The following is a 15590-nucleotide window of genomic DNA, read 5'->3' as shown; positions in this document are numbered from 1 at the left end:
CAAATTTACCTTTTGCCATGATTATTTCCTTTTATCTAAACTTTAAAATTAATTAGTGATGGACTATTTTTTGTTAATAATGGCATCAGCCACGTTTCTTGGTGCTTCTGTGTAGTGCTTGAATTCCATGCTGTAGCTAGCGCGACCTTGTGACAATGAACGCACAACAGTTGAGTAACCGAACATCTCTGCCAATGGCACTTCCGCACGAATTACTTTACCTGACGCACTGTCTTCCATGCCTTGAATCATACCGCGGCGTGAAGACAAGTCACCCATTACATCACCCATGTAGTCTTCTGGCGTTTCCACTTCAACTGCCATCATAGGCTCAAGCAAGATTGGATCTGCTTTACGCATACCGTCTTTAAAGCCGATAGACGCAGCCATCTTAAATGCATTCTCGTTAGAGTCAACATCATGGTATGAACCATCAAACAATGTCACTTTAACGTCAACTACTGGGAAGCCAGCCAAAATACCTGAAGGAATTGTTTCACGTAAACCTTTTTCAACCGCAGGGATGAATTCACGTGGCACAGTACCACCTTTAATCTGGTCAACGAACTCAAAGCCTTTACCAGCTTCGTTCGGCTCCATTTTCAACCAAACGTGACCATACTGACCTTTACCGCCAGATTGTTTAACAAATTTACCTTCAACTTCAACAGATTTCTTGATCGCTTCACGGTAAGCAACCTGTGGCGCACCAACGTTAGCTTCAACGTTGAACTCACGGCGCATACGGTCAACCAAAATCTCCAAGTGCAACTCACCCATACCAGAAATAATGGTTTGGTTAGTTTCCTCATCTGTTTTAACACGGAATGAAGGGTCTTCTTGTGCCAAGCGGTTTAAAGCAATACCCATTTTTTCTTGGTCAGCTTTAGTTTTCGGCTCTACCGCAACGTGAATCACTGGCTCAGGGAATATCATGCGCTCTAAGATGATTTCAGTACCTAGCGCACATAATGTATCACCAGTTGTTGCTTCTTTCAGACCAACCGCAGCCGCAATGTCACCTGCACGAACTTCTTCAATAGGCACACGGTTGTTAGCATGCATTTGCACGATACGGCCGATACGCTCTTTTTTACCTTTGAGTGGGTTGTAAACTGTATCACCAGCATTAACCACACCTGAATACACGCGGAAGAAAATCAATTGACCAACAAACGGGTCAGTCATGATTTTGAATGCTAATGCTGAGAATTTCTCATCATCTGAAGCCTTCAAACGGATTTCATTACCATCTTCGTCTTCTGCTTTTGTATCTGGAATATCGGTAGGCGCAGGCATCAATTCGATCACCTTGTCCAACATTGCTTGCACGCCTTTGTTTTTGAATGCTGAACCGCACATCATAGGTACGATTTCAGAAGCAATAGTACGTGTACGCAAACCTAACAGAATGTCAGCTTCAGACAAATCACCTTCTTCAAGGTATTTGTTCATCAACTCTTCACTGGCTTCAGCTGCAGCTTCAACCATGTTTTCGCGCCACTTGTCGCAATCAGCTTGCAAATCAGCAGGGATATCACGGTAATCAAACTTCATACCTTGAGATGCTTCATCCCAGAAGATAGCTTTCATCTTGATTAAATCAACAACGCCTTCGAATTTCTCTTCAGCACCGATTGGCACTTGCAAAGGCACAGGGTTAGCTTTCAAACGTGCACGCATTTGATCGTACACTTTGAAGAAGTTAGCACCAGCACGGTCCATTTTGTTAACGAACGCTAAGCGTGGCACTTTGTACTTGTTAGCTTGACGCCATACAGTTTCCGATTGTGGCTGCACACCACCTACTGCACAGTAAACCATACATGCACCATCAAGCACACGCATTGAACGCTCTACTTCAATCGTAAAGTCAACGTGGCCTGGGGTATCAATAATGTTGATGCGATGTTGATCAAACTGACCAGCCATACCTTTCCAGAAGCAGGTAGTTGCAGCAGAAGTAATGGTAATACCACGCTCTTGCTCTTGCTCCATCCAGTCCATGGTTGCAGCGCCATCATGCACTTCACCAATCTTATGATTAACGCCTGTATAAAATAAAATACGCTCTGTCGTAGTTGTTTTACCTGCATCAATATGAGCAGAAATACCAATATTACGATAGCGATTAATAGGGGTTTGACGAGCCACGTTTATTACCTTTACTTAATTTTCTTAAAGAGCGATTCTATTAGTTAAATAACTAATTAGAAGCGGAAATGTGAGAACGCTTTATTAGCTTCAGCCATACGGTGAACTTCTTCACGTTTCTTCATAGCTGAACCACGGCCCTCTGAAGCTTCAACCAACTCAGCCGCTAAGCGCAAGCCCATTGATTTCTCACCACGCTTACGCGCTGCATCACGCAACCAACGCATAGCTAAAGCACTACGACGGCTAGGACGAACCTCAACAGGCACTTGGTAGTTTGCACCACCAACGCGGCGGCTCTTAACCTCAACCAACGGACGTAGGTTGTTTAGCGCCAAAGTGAACACTTCTAAAGCGTCTTTGCTAGTCTTGCTAGTCACTTGGTCAAATGCACCGTATAAAATACGTTCAGCAACAGATTTTTTACCGCCTGTCATTAACACGTTTACAAATTTTGAAACTTCTTGGCTACCGAATTTTGGATCCGGCAGGATATTACGTTTGGGGACTTCTCTACGTCTTGGCATAATCTTCTCTATTCTCTTTTATGTTTTGCTAGCAACTGCTCAAGCAAGGCTTTTGGTTAGCCGCTACATTAATAAAACCGTTACCGGTTGATTGCTATTATTTAGCTTTAGCTTCTTTAGGACGCTTAGCACCGTATTTAGAACGTGATTGCTTACGATCTTTAACGCCTGCAGTATCCAAGCTACCGCGAACCATATGGTAACGCACACCTGGTAAGTCTTTTACACGACCACCACGTAGTAAAACTACGCTATGCTCTTGCAAGTTATGGCCTTCACCGCCGATGTAGCTAATTACTTCGTAGCCATTGGTTAGGCGTACTTTAGCAACTTTACGTAAAGCAGAGTTTGGCTTTTTAGGTGTTGTAGTATAAACGCGAGTGCAAACACCACGTTTTTGTGGACAAGCTTCAAGTGCTGGCACTTTGCTCTTTGTGACCACTTTAACGCGTGGTTTACGTACTAACTGATTGATGGTTGGCATTGCCTGTAACCTCTAATGTTGTTCTCTAAAATTATTTATTTCAAAATCTAAAAAATAGACAAGGATGGTGTTAATACAATAACACCATCCTGAAAAACTCAGCATTCTATTTAGCCTGACTTTTATTGTCAAGACTTAATTATCTGATTTTATTCTGCATCTATCTCACTACTTACTTCTGTTGCTACATTTACTACCACTTCTTCTGCTGCAATTACTTCTGCTGCTGGCGCTTCATTTTGTGGAACACCGCCTGCAACCGCTGCACGCTTACGCGCTTCGTGATATGCAAGACCAGTACCTGCTGGAATCAAACGACCAACAATCACGTTTTCTTTCAGACCACGTAGATCATCGCGTTTGCCCAAGATTGCAGCTTCTGTCAGTACGCGTGTTGTTTCTTGGAACGACGCAGCTGAGATGAATGAGTCTGTTGATAATGAAGCTTTAGTAATACCAAGCAACACATACTCAAATAGTGCAGGACGTTTGTCTTGCGCAATCACCACTTCATTTTCAGCTAACAGATCGGCACGCTCAACTTGCTCACCTAAGATGAAGCTTGTATCACCTGCATCTGTCACACGTACACGACGTAACATTTGACGCACAATCACCTCAATATGTTTATCGTTAATCTTAACGCCTTGTAAACGGTAAACGTCTTGCACTTCGTCAATGATGTAACGCGCTAAAGACTCGCGACCTTGCAAACGTAAGATGTCTTGTGGATCAGCTGGGCCGTCAACAATGGTCTCACCTTTAGTGACTACTTGACCGTCATGCGCTGTTACGTGCTTGTCTTTTGGAATCAAGTATTCATTTGAAATACCGTCTAAGTCAGTAATTACTAAACGTTGCTTACCTTTGGTATCTTTACCGAATGAAACAGTACCTGTTACTTCAGCCAACATACCTGCATCTTTTGGTGAACGCGCTTCGAACAACTCAGCAACACGTGGCAGACCCCCGGTAATATCACGTGTTTTAGATGACTCTTGCGGTACGCGAGCTAACACTTCACCCACACCCACTTCTTGACCATCTTTCACGGTAATAATACAACCGATTTGGAACGTTACGTTTACTGATTGATCACCACCAGCAAGCTTAACTTCATTGCCATTTGCATCTAACAATTTAACTTGTGGACGCAAGCCTTTAGTTTGACCAGCACGTTGTTTAGGATCAATCACCACCAATGATGACAAACCAGTTACGTCATCAATCTGTTTAGCTACCGTAATACCTTCTTCAACGTTTTCGAATTTAACGAAACCAGCGTACTCAGTAATAATTGGACGCGTATGCGGATCCCAAGTTGCAATCGCCTGACCTGCTTTTACCGCTTTACCGTCAGTAATTTGCAAGGTAGCACCGTATGGCACTTTATGACGCTCACGCTCACGACCATTCTCATCTGCAATAATCACTTCACCATTACGTGAAATGACCACTTGCTCGTTACGCGCATTAGTCACGTAACGCATAGTTGAAGTAAAGCTCAACACACCGTTAGACTTACTTTCTACTTGGCTTACAGAAGCTGCACGCGATACCGCACCACCGATGTGGAACGTACGCATGGTCAACTGTGTACCAGGCTCACCAATAGACTGCGCAGCAATCACACCCACTGATTCACCTTGGCTAATCAGTTTGCCACGACCTAAGTCACGGCCGTAACATTTAGCACAAATACCGTAGCGTGTATCGCAAGTCAGTGCTGTACGCACTTTCACTTCATCGATACCTAAAGCATCAATACGCTCTACTTCATCTTCAGTCAGCAAAGTACCTGCTGGGTAAATCACTTCTTGTGTTTCTGGATTAATTACATCCAACGCAGTGGTACGACCCAAGATACGGTCATGCAACGGCTCAATTACTTCACCGCCTTTAACCAAAGCTTTAGTCACTAAACCATCAGTCGTACCGCAATCATGCTCAGTCACTACCAAGTCTTGTGTTACGTCAACCAAACGACGTGTCAGGTAACCTGAGTTCGCTGTTTTCAACGCAGTATCAGCTAGACCCTTACGTGCACCGTGGGTTGAAATAAAGTATTGCAACACGTTCAGACCGTCACGGAAGTTAGCTTTAATCGGCGTTTCAATAATAGAACCATCCGGCTTCGCCATCAGACCACGCATACCAGCTAACTGACGCACTTGCGCTGCAGAACCACGCGCACCAGAGTCCGCCATCATGTAAATCGCATTGAAAGACTCTTGACGCACCACTTTACCGTTAGCGTCTTTTAATTGGTTGCCATCAGCATCCAATACGTCTTCTTCTTTCAGTTGCTTCATCATCGCGTCGGCAACTTTATCACCGGCACGACCCCAGATATCCACCACTTTGTTATAGCGCTCGCCTTGTGTCACTAGACCAGAAACGTATTGGTCTTCGATTTCTTTCACCTCAGCATCAGCAGCAGCAATTAATTGCTCTTTTTCTAATGGCACTAACATATCGTTAATGCTGATAGAAATACCTGCTTTAGTCGCGTATGAGTAACCAGTGTTTTTCAATTGGTCAGCAAAGATAACTGTTTCGCGGATACCTACTTTACGGAACGAAGCATTGATCAGTTTTGAAAGCTCTTTCTTTTTCAATGCTTTATCAATGTGACTGAATGGTAAGCCTGCTGGCAAGATATCTGACAGCAATGCACGACCTACAGTTGTTTCGTAACGTGTTGTTTTCTCTGTTTTAACGCCATCTACATCCAGATCGTACTCTTTAATACGCACAGTAACTTTAGCATGTAGATCGATTAAACCTTGATCAAATACACGCTGTACTTCTTTCACGTCTGAGAAGCGCATGCCAGTGCCGCGTGCGTTAACTTTCTCACGTGTCATGTAGTACAGACCCAACACGATATCTTGTGAAGGCACAATGATTGGCTCGCCGTTTGCAGGTGACAATACGTTGTTTGATGCCAACATCAAGGTACGCGCTTCCATTTGTGCTTCTAAGCTCAATGGTACGTGAACCGCCATTTGGTCACCGTCAAAGTCGGCGTTGAATGCCGCACAAACTAACGGGTGCAATTGAATGGCTTTACCTTCAATCAGGATAGGCTCGAACGCTTGGATACCCAAACGGTGCAATGTAGGCGCACGGTTCAATAGTACTGGATGCTCGCGGATGACGTCTTCGAGGATATCCCATACTTCTGGTCCTTCTTCTTCAACTTTTTTCTTCGCAGCTTTAATCGTAGTTGCTAAACCTAACACTTCCAATTTATGGAAAATGAATGGTTTGAACAATTCCAACGCCATTTTTTTAGGCAAACCGCACTGATGCAGTTTCAATTGTGGACCAACCACAATCACTGAACGACCAGAGTAATCCACACGCTTACCAAGCAAGTTCTGACGGAAACGACCGCCTTTACCCTTGATCATGTCAGCCAATGATTTCAATGGACGTTTGTTAGCGCCAGTCATCACTTTACCGCGACGGCCGTTGTCTAATAATGAGTCCACCGCTTCTTGCAACATACGTTTTTCGTTACGTACAATAATTTCCGGTGCTTTCAACTCTAACAAGCGTTTCAAACGGTTGTTACGGTTAATCACGCGACGATATAGATCGTTCAGGTCAGATGTAGCAAAGCGGCCGCCGTCCAATGGTACCAATGGACGTAGTTCTGGTGGCAATACTGGCAAGATTTCAAGAATCATCCACTCTGGTTTAATGCCAGATTTTTGGAATGCTTCTAACACTTTTAAGCGTTTAGCAATTTTCTTGATTTTCGCTTCTGAACCAGTTGCGCCTAGGTCTTGACGTAATGTAGTGATTTCACGCTCAATATCCATTGTGCGTAGCAATTCACGTACCGCTTCAGCGCCCATCACTGCATTGAACTCATCACCGTACTCTTCTACTTTTGCCAAGTAGTCATCTTCAGTCAATAACTGACCGCGTGTAAGCGGCGTCATGCCTGGATCAACCACGATAAATGCTTCAAAGTACAATACGCGTTCGATATCACGCAAAGCGATATCCAATACCATACCTAAACGGCTTGGTAATGATTTCAAGAACCAAATGTGCGCTACTGGTGATGCTAGGTCGATATGACCCATACGCTCACGACGCACTTTTGATAATGTCACTTCAACGCCACATTTTTCGCAGATGACGCCGCGATGTTTTAAGCGTTTGTATTTACCGCACAAGCACTCGTAATCTTTGATAGGGCCAAAGATTTTTGCGCAGAACAAGCCATCACGTTCAGGCTTGAAAGTACGGTAGTTAATGGTTTCTGGCTTTTTCACTTCGCCATATGACCATGAACGGATTTTTTCAGGTGAAGCTAACGCAATCTTAATTGCATCAAATTCTTCTTCTTGCGTTACCTGTTTAAATAAGTCTAATAGAGCTTTCATGTGAATTCTCTCCTGAATTAGTTGCGGTCTAGGTCGATGTCGATAGCGAGTGAACGAATTTCTTTCACTAACACGTTAAATGACTCAGGCATACCTGCATCAATTTTGTGTTCGCCTTTAACGATGTTTTCATACACTTTAGTACGGCCAGTAACGTCATCAGACTTCACTGTCAGCATTTCTTGCAAGGTATATGAAGCACCATAAGCTTCTAACGCCCAAACCTCCATCTCACCAAAACGCTGGCCACCGAATTGTGCTTTACCGCCCAATGGTTGTTGTGTGACCAATGAATAAGGACCTGTAGAACGAGCATGCATCTTGTCATCAACCAAGTGATGCAGTTTCAACACGTGCATATAACCTACAGTCACTGGACGCTCAAATTTGTCGCCGGTACGGCCATCAAACAGCGTTACCTGTGTTTTACCTGCATGGAACTGCAATTGTTTAGTACGTGCATCATCATCCGGGAACGCCAAATCAAGCATCGCTTTAATATCAGACTCTGCTGCACCATCAAATACTGGCGTTGCAAATGGCACACCGCGTTTGAGGTTTTGCGCTAAATCTAAAATTTCCGCATCGGTGAAAGATTTAATATCTTCATGCTTACCTGTGCTGTCGTTATAGATTTTTTCCAAGAACTTACGGATCTCAGCTACTTTAGATTCTTCACGTAGCATTTCTTCGATACGTAAACCTAACCCTTTAGCGGCCCAGCCTAAGTGCACTTCCAAAATCTGACCAATGTTCATACGTGAAGGAACGCCTAGCGGGTTCAACACGATATCCAATGGCGTACCGTCAGCCATATGCGGCATATCTTCTACTGGGCAGATTTTTGAGATCACACCCTTGTTACCGTGACGACCCGCCATCTTATCGCCTGGTTGGATACGACGTTTAACAGCCAAGTAAACCTTAACCATTTTTTGTACGCCTGGTGGCAATTCGTCACCTTGCGTCAATTTACGTTTTTTCTCTTCAAAGCGGTTATCAAACTCAATGCGCGCTTGTGACAAGCTGTCTTTCAACTGCTCTAATTGACGCGCCGCTTCTTCGTCTGACAAGCGAATGTCAAACCAATCGTAACGACCTACAGACTCTAAGTACTCAGCAGTTAATGCTTCGCCTTTTTTCAGCTTGTTAGGACCGCCAGTAGCCACTTTACCTTCAATCAAGCGACGGATACGGCCGAATGCATCGTCTTCCACGATACGCATTTGGTCAGCCAAGTCTTGTTTGTAGTGTGCTAATTGGTCATCAATAATTTGTTGCGCACGTGCATCACGGTCAATACCTTCGCGTGTAAACACTTGTACGTCAATCACAGTACCACTCATGCCTGAAGGCACGCGTAGTGACGTATCTTTAACGTCAGACGCTTTTTCACCGAAAATCGCACGTAGCAATTTCTCTTCTGGCGTCAGTTGTGTCTCACCTTTAGGTGTTACTTTACCCACCAATACGTCACCGGCTTCAACTTCAGCACCAATGTGAATAATACCCACTTCATCCAGACGCGCTAACATGCGCTCACTCAAGTTTGAAATATCTTGTGTGATTTCTTCTGCACCAAGTTTTGTATCACGTGCAACCACTGATAACTCTTCAATATGAATAGAAGTGTAACGATCATCAGCCACTACGCGCTCTGAAATCAAGATCGAGTCTTCGTAGTTATAACCGTTCCATGGCATAAAGCCTACCAACATATTTTGACCCAGTGCCAACTCACCCATATCGGTAGAAGCACCGTCTGCAATCACGTCGCCACGTGCAAGTTTGTCACCTACTTTAACCAATGGACGTTGGTTAATATTGGTATTTTGGTTAGAACGCGTATATTTAGTTAAGTTGTAAATATCTACGCCAACTTCACCAGCTTTCGCCTCTTCATCGTTTACACGAATCACGATACGTGCAGAATCAACGTAATCTACCAAACCACCACGGCGAGCAGTTACCACAGTACCAGAGTCAACTGCTACAGTACGCTCGATACCGGTACCTACTACTGCTTTCTCAGCACGTAGACATGGTACAGCTTGACGTTGCATGTTTGCACCCATCAATGCGCGGTTCGCGTCATCGTGTTCCAAGAATGGAATCAATGAAGCCGCAACAGAAACAATTTGGCCTGGCGCCACGTCCATATATTGAACGCGATCAGGTTGCGTCATCGTAAACTCGTTGTGATGACGTGATGAAATTAAATCATCTACAAATACGTTCTTAGCATCTAAATCAGTATTCGCTTGCGCGATCATGTACTGACTCTCTTCAATCGCTGACAAGTAGTCAATCGTATCTGATACTTTATTGCTATCAACACGGCGATATGGTGTTTCTAAGAAACCATATTCATTAGTACGTGCATATAAAGCTAAAGAGTTAATCAAACCAATGTTTGGACCCTCTGGTGTCTCAATCGGACATACGCGACCATAGTGTGTTGAGTGTACGTCACGTACCTCAAAGCCAGCGCGCTCGCGGGTCAAACCACCAGGGCCTAAAGCTGAAATACGGCGTTTATGCGTAATTTCAGACAATGGGTTAGTTTGGTCCATAAATTGTGACAATTGTGAAGAACCGAAGAACTCACGGATTGCACTTGAAACCGGTTTCGCATTGATCAAATCGTGCGGCATCAGGTTGTCAGATTCAGCTTGTGACAAACGTTCTTTAACTGCACGCTCTACACGTACTAGACCAGTACGGAATTGGTTCTCAGCCAACTCACCTACTGAACGGATACGACGATTACCTAAGTGATCGATATCATCGATTTCACCGCGGCCATTGCGCAACTCTAGCAACACACCGATGACAGCTAAGATGTCGTCGTTAGACAAGGTATTAGCACCTTCGTCACCTTGCACACCAACAGCTTCATAGAATCTGCGAATCCAGTTAGATTGACGCTCTTCTGCTTTTTCTGGGAAAGCGCGACGGTTAAACTTCATACGACCTACGCGTGACAAATCGTAGCGATCTTCATTGAAGAACAAACCTTGGAACAATGCTTCAACTGACTCTTCAGTTGGCGGTTCGCCAGGACGCATCATACGGTAGATAGCAACGCGTGCACTGTATTGGTCAGGAATTTCATCAATACGCAACGTTTGTGAAATGTAGTCACCGTGATCCAAGTCATTTGAATACAATGTACTTACAGTGCGAATATTGGCATCAACCAATTTACCCAATAAAGACTCAGTGATTTCATCGTTAGCATTTGCCACGACTTCACCAGTTTCTTGGTCAACAATCGTGTTAGCCAAGGCGCGGCCTAGAATGAAATCTTGCGGCACAGCGATTTCGCTCACGCCAGCTTTTTCCATGTCACGGATGTGCTTTACGGTAATACGTTTGTCTTTAGCAACAATCACTGAACCGTCTTTAGCAACGATATCAAATTTTGCTACTTCACCACGTAAACGCTCAGGTACTACTGTAAATTCAACACCAGTTTTACCGATGTGGAATGTATCAAAATCGTAGAAAGTTGAAATAATTTGCTCTGGGGTGTAACCCAATGCTTTCAACAAAATCGTTACCGGCATTTTGCGGCGACGGTCAATACGGAAATACAAGTAATCTTTTGGATCAAACTCAAAGTCCAACCATGAACCACGGTAAGGAATAATACGTGCTGAGAATAGCAACTTACCTGAACTGTGGGTTTTACCGCGGTCATGCTCAAAGAACACACCTGGGCTGCGATGCAATTGAGACACGATAACACGCTCGGTACCGTTGATCACAAATGAACCATTTTCAGTCATCAAAGGCAATTCGCCCATGTAAACTTCTTGTTCTTTAACTTCTTTAACTGTAGGTTTAGAAGCCTCTTTGTCCATAATGGTCAAACGTACGCGCACACGCAAAGGTGCAGCATAAGTTAAACCACGTTGTTGACATTCTTTAACATCAAATGGCTCAGCACCTAGTTGATAGCTCACATAATCTAAACGTGCGTTACCTGAATGGCTAACGATAGGGAAAACAGAACTGAATGTAGATTGCAGACCTGTTTCAGTACGTTGATCAGCAGGAACATTAGACTGCAAAAATGCAGCATATGACTCTAATTGCATTGCCAGCAAATAGGGAATTTCTTGAACGCTTTCTCGCTTGGCAAAACTTTTACGAAGGCGCTTCTTTTCGGTGAAGGAATAGCTCATTGCATCTCCTAGATATTTTGAGGGCAGAAATTAAAATACTTTTTTGCACTACATCCATTACGTAAGTATTTTCACCTCTAACCTCAGTTAATGATTAACTGAAGGCTTATTACAGTACCAGCATCTATATAATTACCTTAGCTAAGGCAATTACATTTTGTTACATTGCAGGCCATTACAAATGGCGAAGGCTGACGGTCACCCGTCAGCCTAATTTATACACTTAAAGATGTATTATTTGATTTCGCCAGTTGCGCCAGCTTCGATCAATTTTTTCAATGCTGCATCAGCGTCAGCTTTTGAAACGCCTTCTTTAATTACTTTTGGTGCGCCATCAACTAGGTCTTTAGCTTCTTTCAAGCCTAAACCAGTCAATTCACGAACAGCTTTAATCACGCCAACTTTTTGCTCGCCTGCGCCTAAAAGCACAACGTTGAACTCAGTTTGCTCAGCTGCTGCAGCTGGAGCTGCACCACCTGCTGAAGCTGCAACTGCAACTGCTGCAGCTGACACGCCAAATTTTTCTTCGATTTCTTTAATAAAAGCTGTCAAGTCTAAAACTGACATTGAACCAACTGCTTCTAAAATATCTGCATTTGAAATTGCCATTTGAATATTTCCTAAAATAAAATAATGTTGCTTTAAATAAGCGATCTGATGAATTAAGCTGCTTCTTTAGCGTCGCGAACTGCCGCAATCGCACGTGCAAACTTAGTAGGCACTTCGTTAAGTGTGCGTGCAAATTTAGCAAGCAACTCTTCACGACTTAATGTAGATGCTAGCGCTTGAACACCAGCAACATCCATCAATTGATTTGGCACCGCACCTGCTTTAATAACGAATTTATCGTTAGTTTTAGCAAAATTGTTCAGTACTTTAGCTGCCGCTACTGGGTCAGCAGAAATGCCGAACACCAATGGGCCAACCATTTGGTCTGCTAATGCTGCAAATGGTGTACCTTCAACCGCGCGACGTACCAATGTATTTTTCAATACACGTAGATACACGCCTGATTTTCTGGCATCTGCACGCAATACCGTCATATTGGCTACGCCCATACCACGATACTCAGCAAGAACAATCGCTTGTGCTTGTGCAACTTGTGCACTTACTTCAGCAACAACCGCTTTTTTCTCTGTAAGATTTAGACTCAAGGTCTTTCTCCTTCCGTTAAAATCTCCGCTTTATTTCTAAAGCAGAATCAGCTCTTATAATTAATATTATAAAAACCACTTTTACGGCGACCTTTTATCAGGATTAACCTGTTATAGGGATACGCCATCTGCGTAGGCCAGGTTTTGATAGTAGATTTAAAACAAAAAGCTTTAATCCAACACAAAACCACATTAAATCGAAACGACACCTACGGTCTTTGATAACCTCACTTCAATTGCATCACTATTAAGCTAGCAAAGGAAATGAGCCCAAAGCACTATATAGGTGAGGCAACAAAGCCCCACCCATTATTCTAATTAAGCAACCAAACTTGCTTGGTCAACACGCACACCTGCACCCATCGTACTAGATACAGATAGTTTTTTCAGGTAAACACCTTTGCTTGCAGCTGGTTTAGCTTTGTTCAAAGCATCAACTAATGCAGCCAAGTTACCTTGCAATTGTTCAACTGTGAAAGAAGCACGGCCGATTGTGCAGTGAATGATACCGCCTTTGTCTGTACGGTATTGTACTTGACCAGCTTTAGCATTTTTAACTGCAGTTGCTGCGTCAGGAGTCACAGTACCCACTTTAGGGTTAGGCATCAAACCACGTGGACCCAACACTTGACCTAAAGCACCAACGATACGCATTGCATCAGGTGTAGCGATCACAACGTCAAAATCCATTACGCCAGCTTTAACTTGCTCAGCCAAATCTTCAAAACCAACGATGTCAGCACCCGCCGCTTTAGCAGCTTCAGCTTGTGCACCCTGTGCAAACACAGCAACACGTGTAGTTTTACCTGTACCGTTAGGCAACACGATAGCGCCACGTACTAATTGGTCAGACTTACGTGCATCAATACCTAAGTTAACTACCGCATCGATAGACTCATTGAATTTTGCAGTTGCGTTTTCTTTAACTAAAGTTAAACCTTCAGTCACTGGGTACAATTTATTACGATCTACTTTTGCACGTAGTGCGTTAATTCTTTTAGCCATGTTATACACCCTCCACTTCAATACCCATACTGCGAGCGCTACCTGCGATAGTGCGAACTGCAGCATCCATATCAGCAGCAGACAAATCAGCTTGTTTAGTTTTCACAATATCTTCAGCTTGTGCACGAGTGATTTTGCCAACTTTATCCGTATGTGGACGAGGTGAACCTTTAGTAATACCAGCTGCTTTTTTGATCAAAATAGTTGCTGGAGGTGATTTCATCACAAACGTGAAGCTCTTATCAGCAAACGCAGTAATTACTACTGGGATTGGCAATCCTGGCTCAACACCTTGTGTTGCAGCGTTAAACGCTTTACAGAATTCCATGATGTTCAAACCACGTTGACCCAATGCTGGACCTACTGGTGGACTTGGATTAGCTTTACCTGCAGGAATCTGCAGCTTGATATAGCCAATAACTTTCTTTGCCATGCTATTACTCCTAATATGGGTACTAACGCTTCAATCGAGACCAAAGCTCCCCGTTAATAAAAACAACTACTTACTACTAAACTTCTTTTTCTACCTGACTAAATTCCAACTCAACCGGTGTAGAACGACCGAAAATAACCACAGAAACGCGCAATTTGCTTTTCTCGTAGTTAATTTCTTCCACATTGCCAGAAAAGTCTTTAAACGGACCGTCAGTAATACGAACTGACTCACCTTTTTCAAAGGTAAGTTTTTGTGTAGGGTTACTTTTACTATCATCAATGCGCTGCAAGATGATGTCGACTTCTTTATCTTTAATTGGTGTTGGCTTTTGCGCACTGCCACCAATAAATGCTGTTACACGTGGTGTACTTTTCACCAAATGCCAAGTGTCATCTGTCATGTTCATCTGAACCAACACATAACCTGGGTAAAGCTTACGCTCAGAAATTGTTTTCTGACCCGCTTTCATTTCGATTACCTCTTCGATTGGCACTAAAATCTGGCCAAATTGATCTTGTAATCCAGAACGTACAACACGCTCTTCCAATCCTTTTTGCACGGATTTTTCAAAACCTGAAAAAGCCTGCACCGCGTACCATTTCATACTCATTACGCGCCCCGTCCTAGTAACCACTTAACCATAAAAGCAAACCCGATATCGACCACCGCTAAAAACGCAGCCATCACAACCACCAACACAAACACCACCAATGTAGTTTGTATTGTTTCTTTACGTGTAGGCCAAACCACTTTACGTGACTCAGCAACTGCCTCACCAATAAAACCAAATGACTGCTGACCAAGCGGAGTAGTCCAAAGCACAGCAACAGAAGCCGCCAAACCTGCAAGCACAACCAAAATACGCACCACAGTAGGCTTGTCTGCTAAAAGGTAAAAACCGGCAATGCCTGCCACCAGCAAAAGCGCAGCTGACAGCAACTTAATTTTATTGAGCATAATTGTCTTAATCTAAGAACTTACTTAATGGTGACTAAAATAACTTCAGGTCTTACTAACGCGAATAACTAGAAATATGAATATTTCTAGTTATTCGGCAGATTAATAAATCCATACTATATATTTGGCAGGCCAAGAGGGTCTCGAACCCCCAACCCTCGGTTTTGGAGACCGATACTCTACCAATTGAGCTATTGGCCTGTACTTAAACCTTTAAATAAGAGCTACGCAGGGTTGTTTGCGCAACTCTTACAAATTATCTTACTCGATAATCTTAGCT

Annotated in this window: 11 protein-coding genes and 1 tRNA gene; all 12 read right to left on the bottom strand. The window is 43.4% G+C overall.

Annotation, left to right across the window (positions count from 1 at the left end; all coding sequences use genetic code 11):
- Positions 1–63: 63 nt before the first annotated feature.
- Entirely contained in the window at positions 64–2154 is a 2091-nt protein-coding gene (fusA, locus tag C3Y98_RS02340; protein WP_135276532.1) for an elongation factor G, read from the bottom strand.
- Between the two features lie 56 nt (positions 2155–2210).
- Complete coding sequence (gene rpsG / locus C3Y98_RS02335; protein WP_135276531.1) at positions 2211–2681, bottom strand: 30S ribosomal protein S7; 471 nt, start codon at positions 2679–2681, stop codon at positions 2211–2213.
- A gap of 97 nt (positions 2682–2778) precedes the next feature.
- Positions 2779–3165, bottom strand: coding sequence for a 30S ribosomal protein S12 (gene rpsL, locus C3Y98_RS02330; protein WP_015831292.1), 387 nt, complete (start codon positions 3163–3165; stop codon positions 2779–2781).
- Positions 3166–3314: 149 nt separating this feature from the next.
- Positions 3315–7568, bottom strand: coding sequence for a DNA-directed RNA polymerase subunit beta' (gene rpoC, locus C3Y98_RS02325; protein WP_135276530.1), 4254 nt, complete (start codon positions 7566–7568; stop codon positions 3315–3317).
- A 17-nt stretch (positions 7569–7585) separates the two neighbouring features.
- Complete coding sequence (gene rpoB / locus C3Y98_RS02320; protein ID WP_135276529.1) at positions 7586–11758, bottom strand: DNA-directed RNA polymerase subunit beta; 4173 nt, start codon at positions 11756–11758, stop codon at positions 7586–7588.
- Positions 11759–11992: 234 nt separating this feature from the next.
- Complete coding sequence (gene rplL / locus C3Y98_RS02315; protein ID WP_135276528.1) at positions 11993–12367, bottom strand: 50S ribosomal protein L7/L12; 375 nt, start codon at positions 12365–12367, stop codon at positions 11993–11995.
- 53 nt (positions 12368–12420) lie between these two features.
- Positions 12421–12912, bottom strand: a complete 492-nt coding sequence (gene rplJ, locus C3Y98_RS02310) for a 50S ribosomal protein L10 (protein WP_135276527.1) — start codon at positions 12910–12912, stop codon at positions 12421–12423.
- A gap of 318 nt (positions 12913–13230) precedes the next feature.
- Positions 13231–13917 (bottom strand): 50S ribosomal protein L1, encoded by a 687-nt coding sequence (rplA, locus tag C3Y98_RS02305; RefSeq protein WP_135276526.1) that lies wholly within the window; start codon positions 13915–13917, stop codon positions 13231–13233.
- A gap of 1 nt (position 13918) precedes the next feature.
- A complete protein-coding gene (gene rplK / locus C3Y98_RS02300; RefSeq protein ID WP_015831286.1) occupies positions 13919–14350 on the bottom strand; it encodes a 50S ribosomal protein L11 in 432 nt (143 codons plus the stop codon).
- A 76-nt stretch (positions 14351–14426) separates the two neighbouring features.
- Positions 14427–14963 (bottom strand): transcription termination/antitermination protein NusG, encoded by a 537-nt coding sequence (nusG, locus tag C3Y98_RS02295; RefSeq protein WP_015831285.1) that lies wholly within the window; start codon positions 14961–14963, stop codon positions 14427–14429.
- Positions 14963–15310 carry a preprotein translocase subunit SecE gene (gene secE / locus C3Y98_RS02290; protein WP_135276525.1) on the bottom strand — a complete coding sequence of 116 codons (348 nt, stop codon included), beginning with the start codon at positions 15308–15310 and terminating at the stop codon, positions 14963–14965. The genes nusG and secE overlap by 1 nt, the downstream gene beginning before the upstream one ends.
- Positions 15311–15435: 125 nt before the next feature.
- Positions 15436–15511: transfer RNA gene (locus tag C3Y98_RS02285), tRNA-Trp, on the bottom strand.
- Positions 15512–15590: the final 79 nt, after the last annotated feature.

Source organism: Methylotenera oryzisoli, from assembly GCF_004661485.1.
GTDB classification, from domain to species: domain Bacteria; phylum Pseudomonadota; class Gammaproteobacteria; order Burkholderiales; family Methylophilaceae; genus Methylotenera; species Methylotenera oryzisoli.
The sequence above is the reverse complement of the archived record's forward strand: the minus strand, read 5'-3'. Positions and strand labels throughout refer to the sequence as shown.

Bases quoted from the DNA above. Each gene is read 5' to 3' on its own strand.
- rpsG (WP_135276531.1), bottom strand. From the start codon at position 2,681: ATGCCAAGACGTAGAGAAGTCCCCAAACGTAATATCCTGCCGGATCCA.
- rpsL (WP_015831292.1), bottom strand. From the start codon at position 3,165: ATGCCAACCATCAATCAGTTAGTACGTAAACCACGCGTTAAAGTGGTC.
- rpoC (WP_135276530.1), bottom strand. From the start codon at position 7,568: ATGAAAGCTCTATTAGACTTATTTAAACAGGTAACGCAAGAAGAAGAA.
- rpoB (WP_135276529.1), bottom strand. From the start codon at position 11,758: ATGAGCTATTCCTTCACCGAAAAGAAGCGCCTTCGTAAAAGTTTTGCC.
- rplL (WP_135276528.1), bottom strand. From the start codon at position 12,367: ATGGCAATTTCAAATGCAGATATTTTAGAAGCAGTTGGTTCAATGTCA.
- rplA (WP_135276526.1), bottom strand. From the start codon at position 13,917: ATGGCTAAAAGAATTAACGCACTACGTGCAAAAGTAGATCGTAATAAA.
- rplK (WP_015831286.1), bottom strand. From the start codon at position 14,350: ATGGCAAAGAAAGTTATTGGCTATATCAAGCTGCAGATTCCTGCAGGT.
- nusG (WP_015831285.1), bottom strand. From the start codon at position 14,963: ATGAGTATGAAATGGTACGCGGTGCAGGCTTTTTCAGGTTTTGAAAAA.
- secE (WP_135276525.1), bottom strand. From the start codon at position 15,310: ATGCTCAATAAAATTAAGTTGCTGTCAGCTGCGCTTTTGCTGGTGGCA.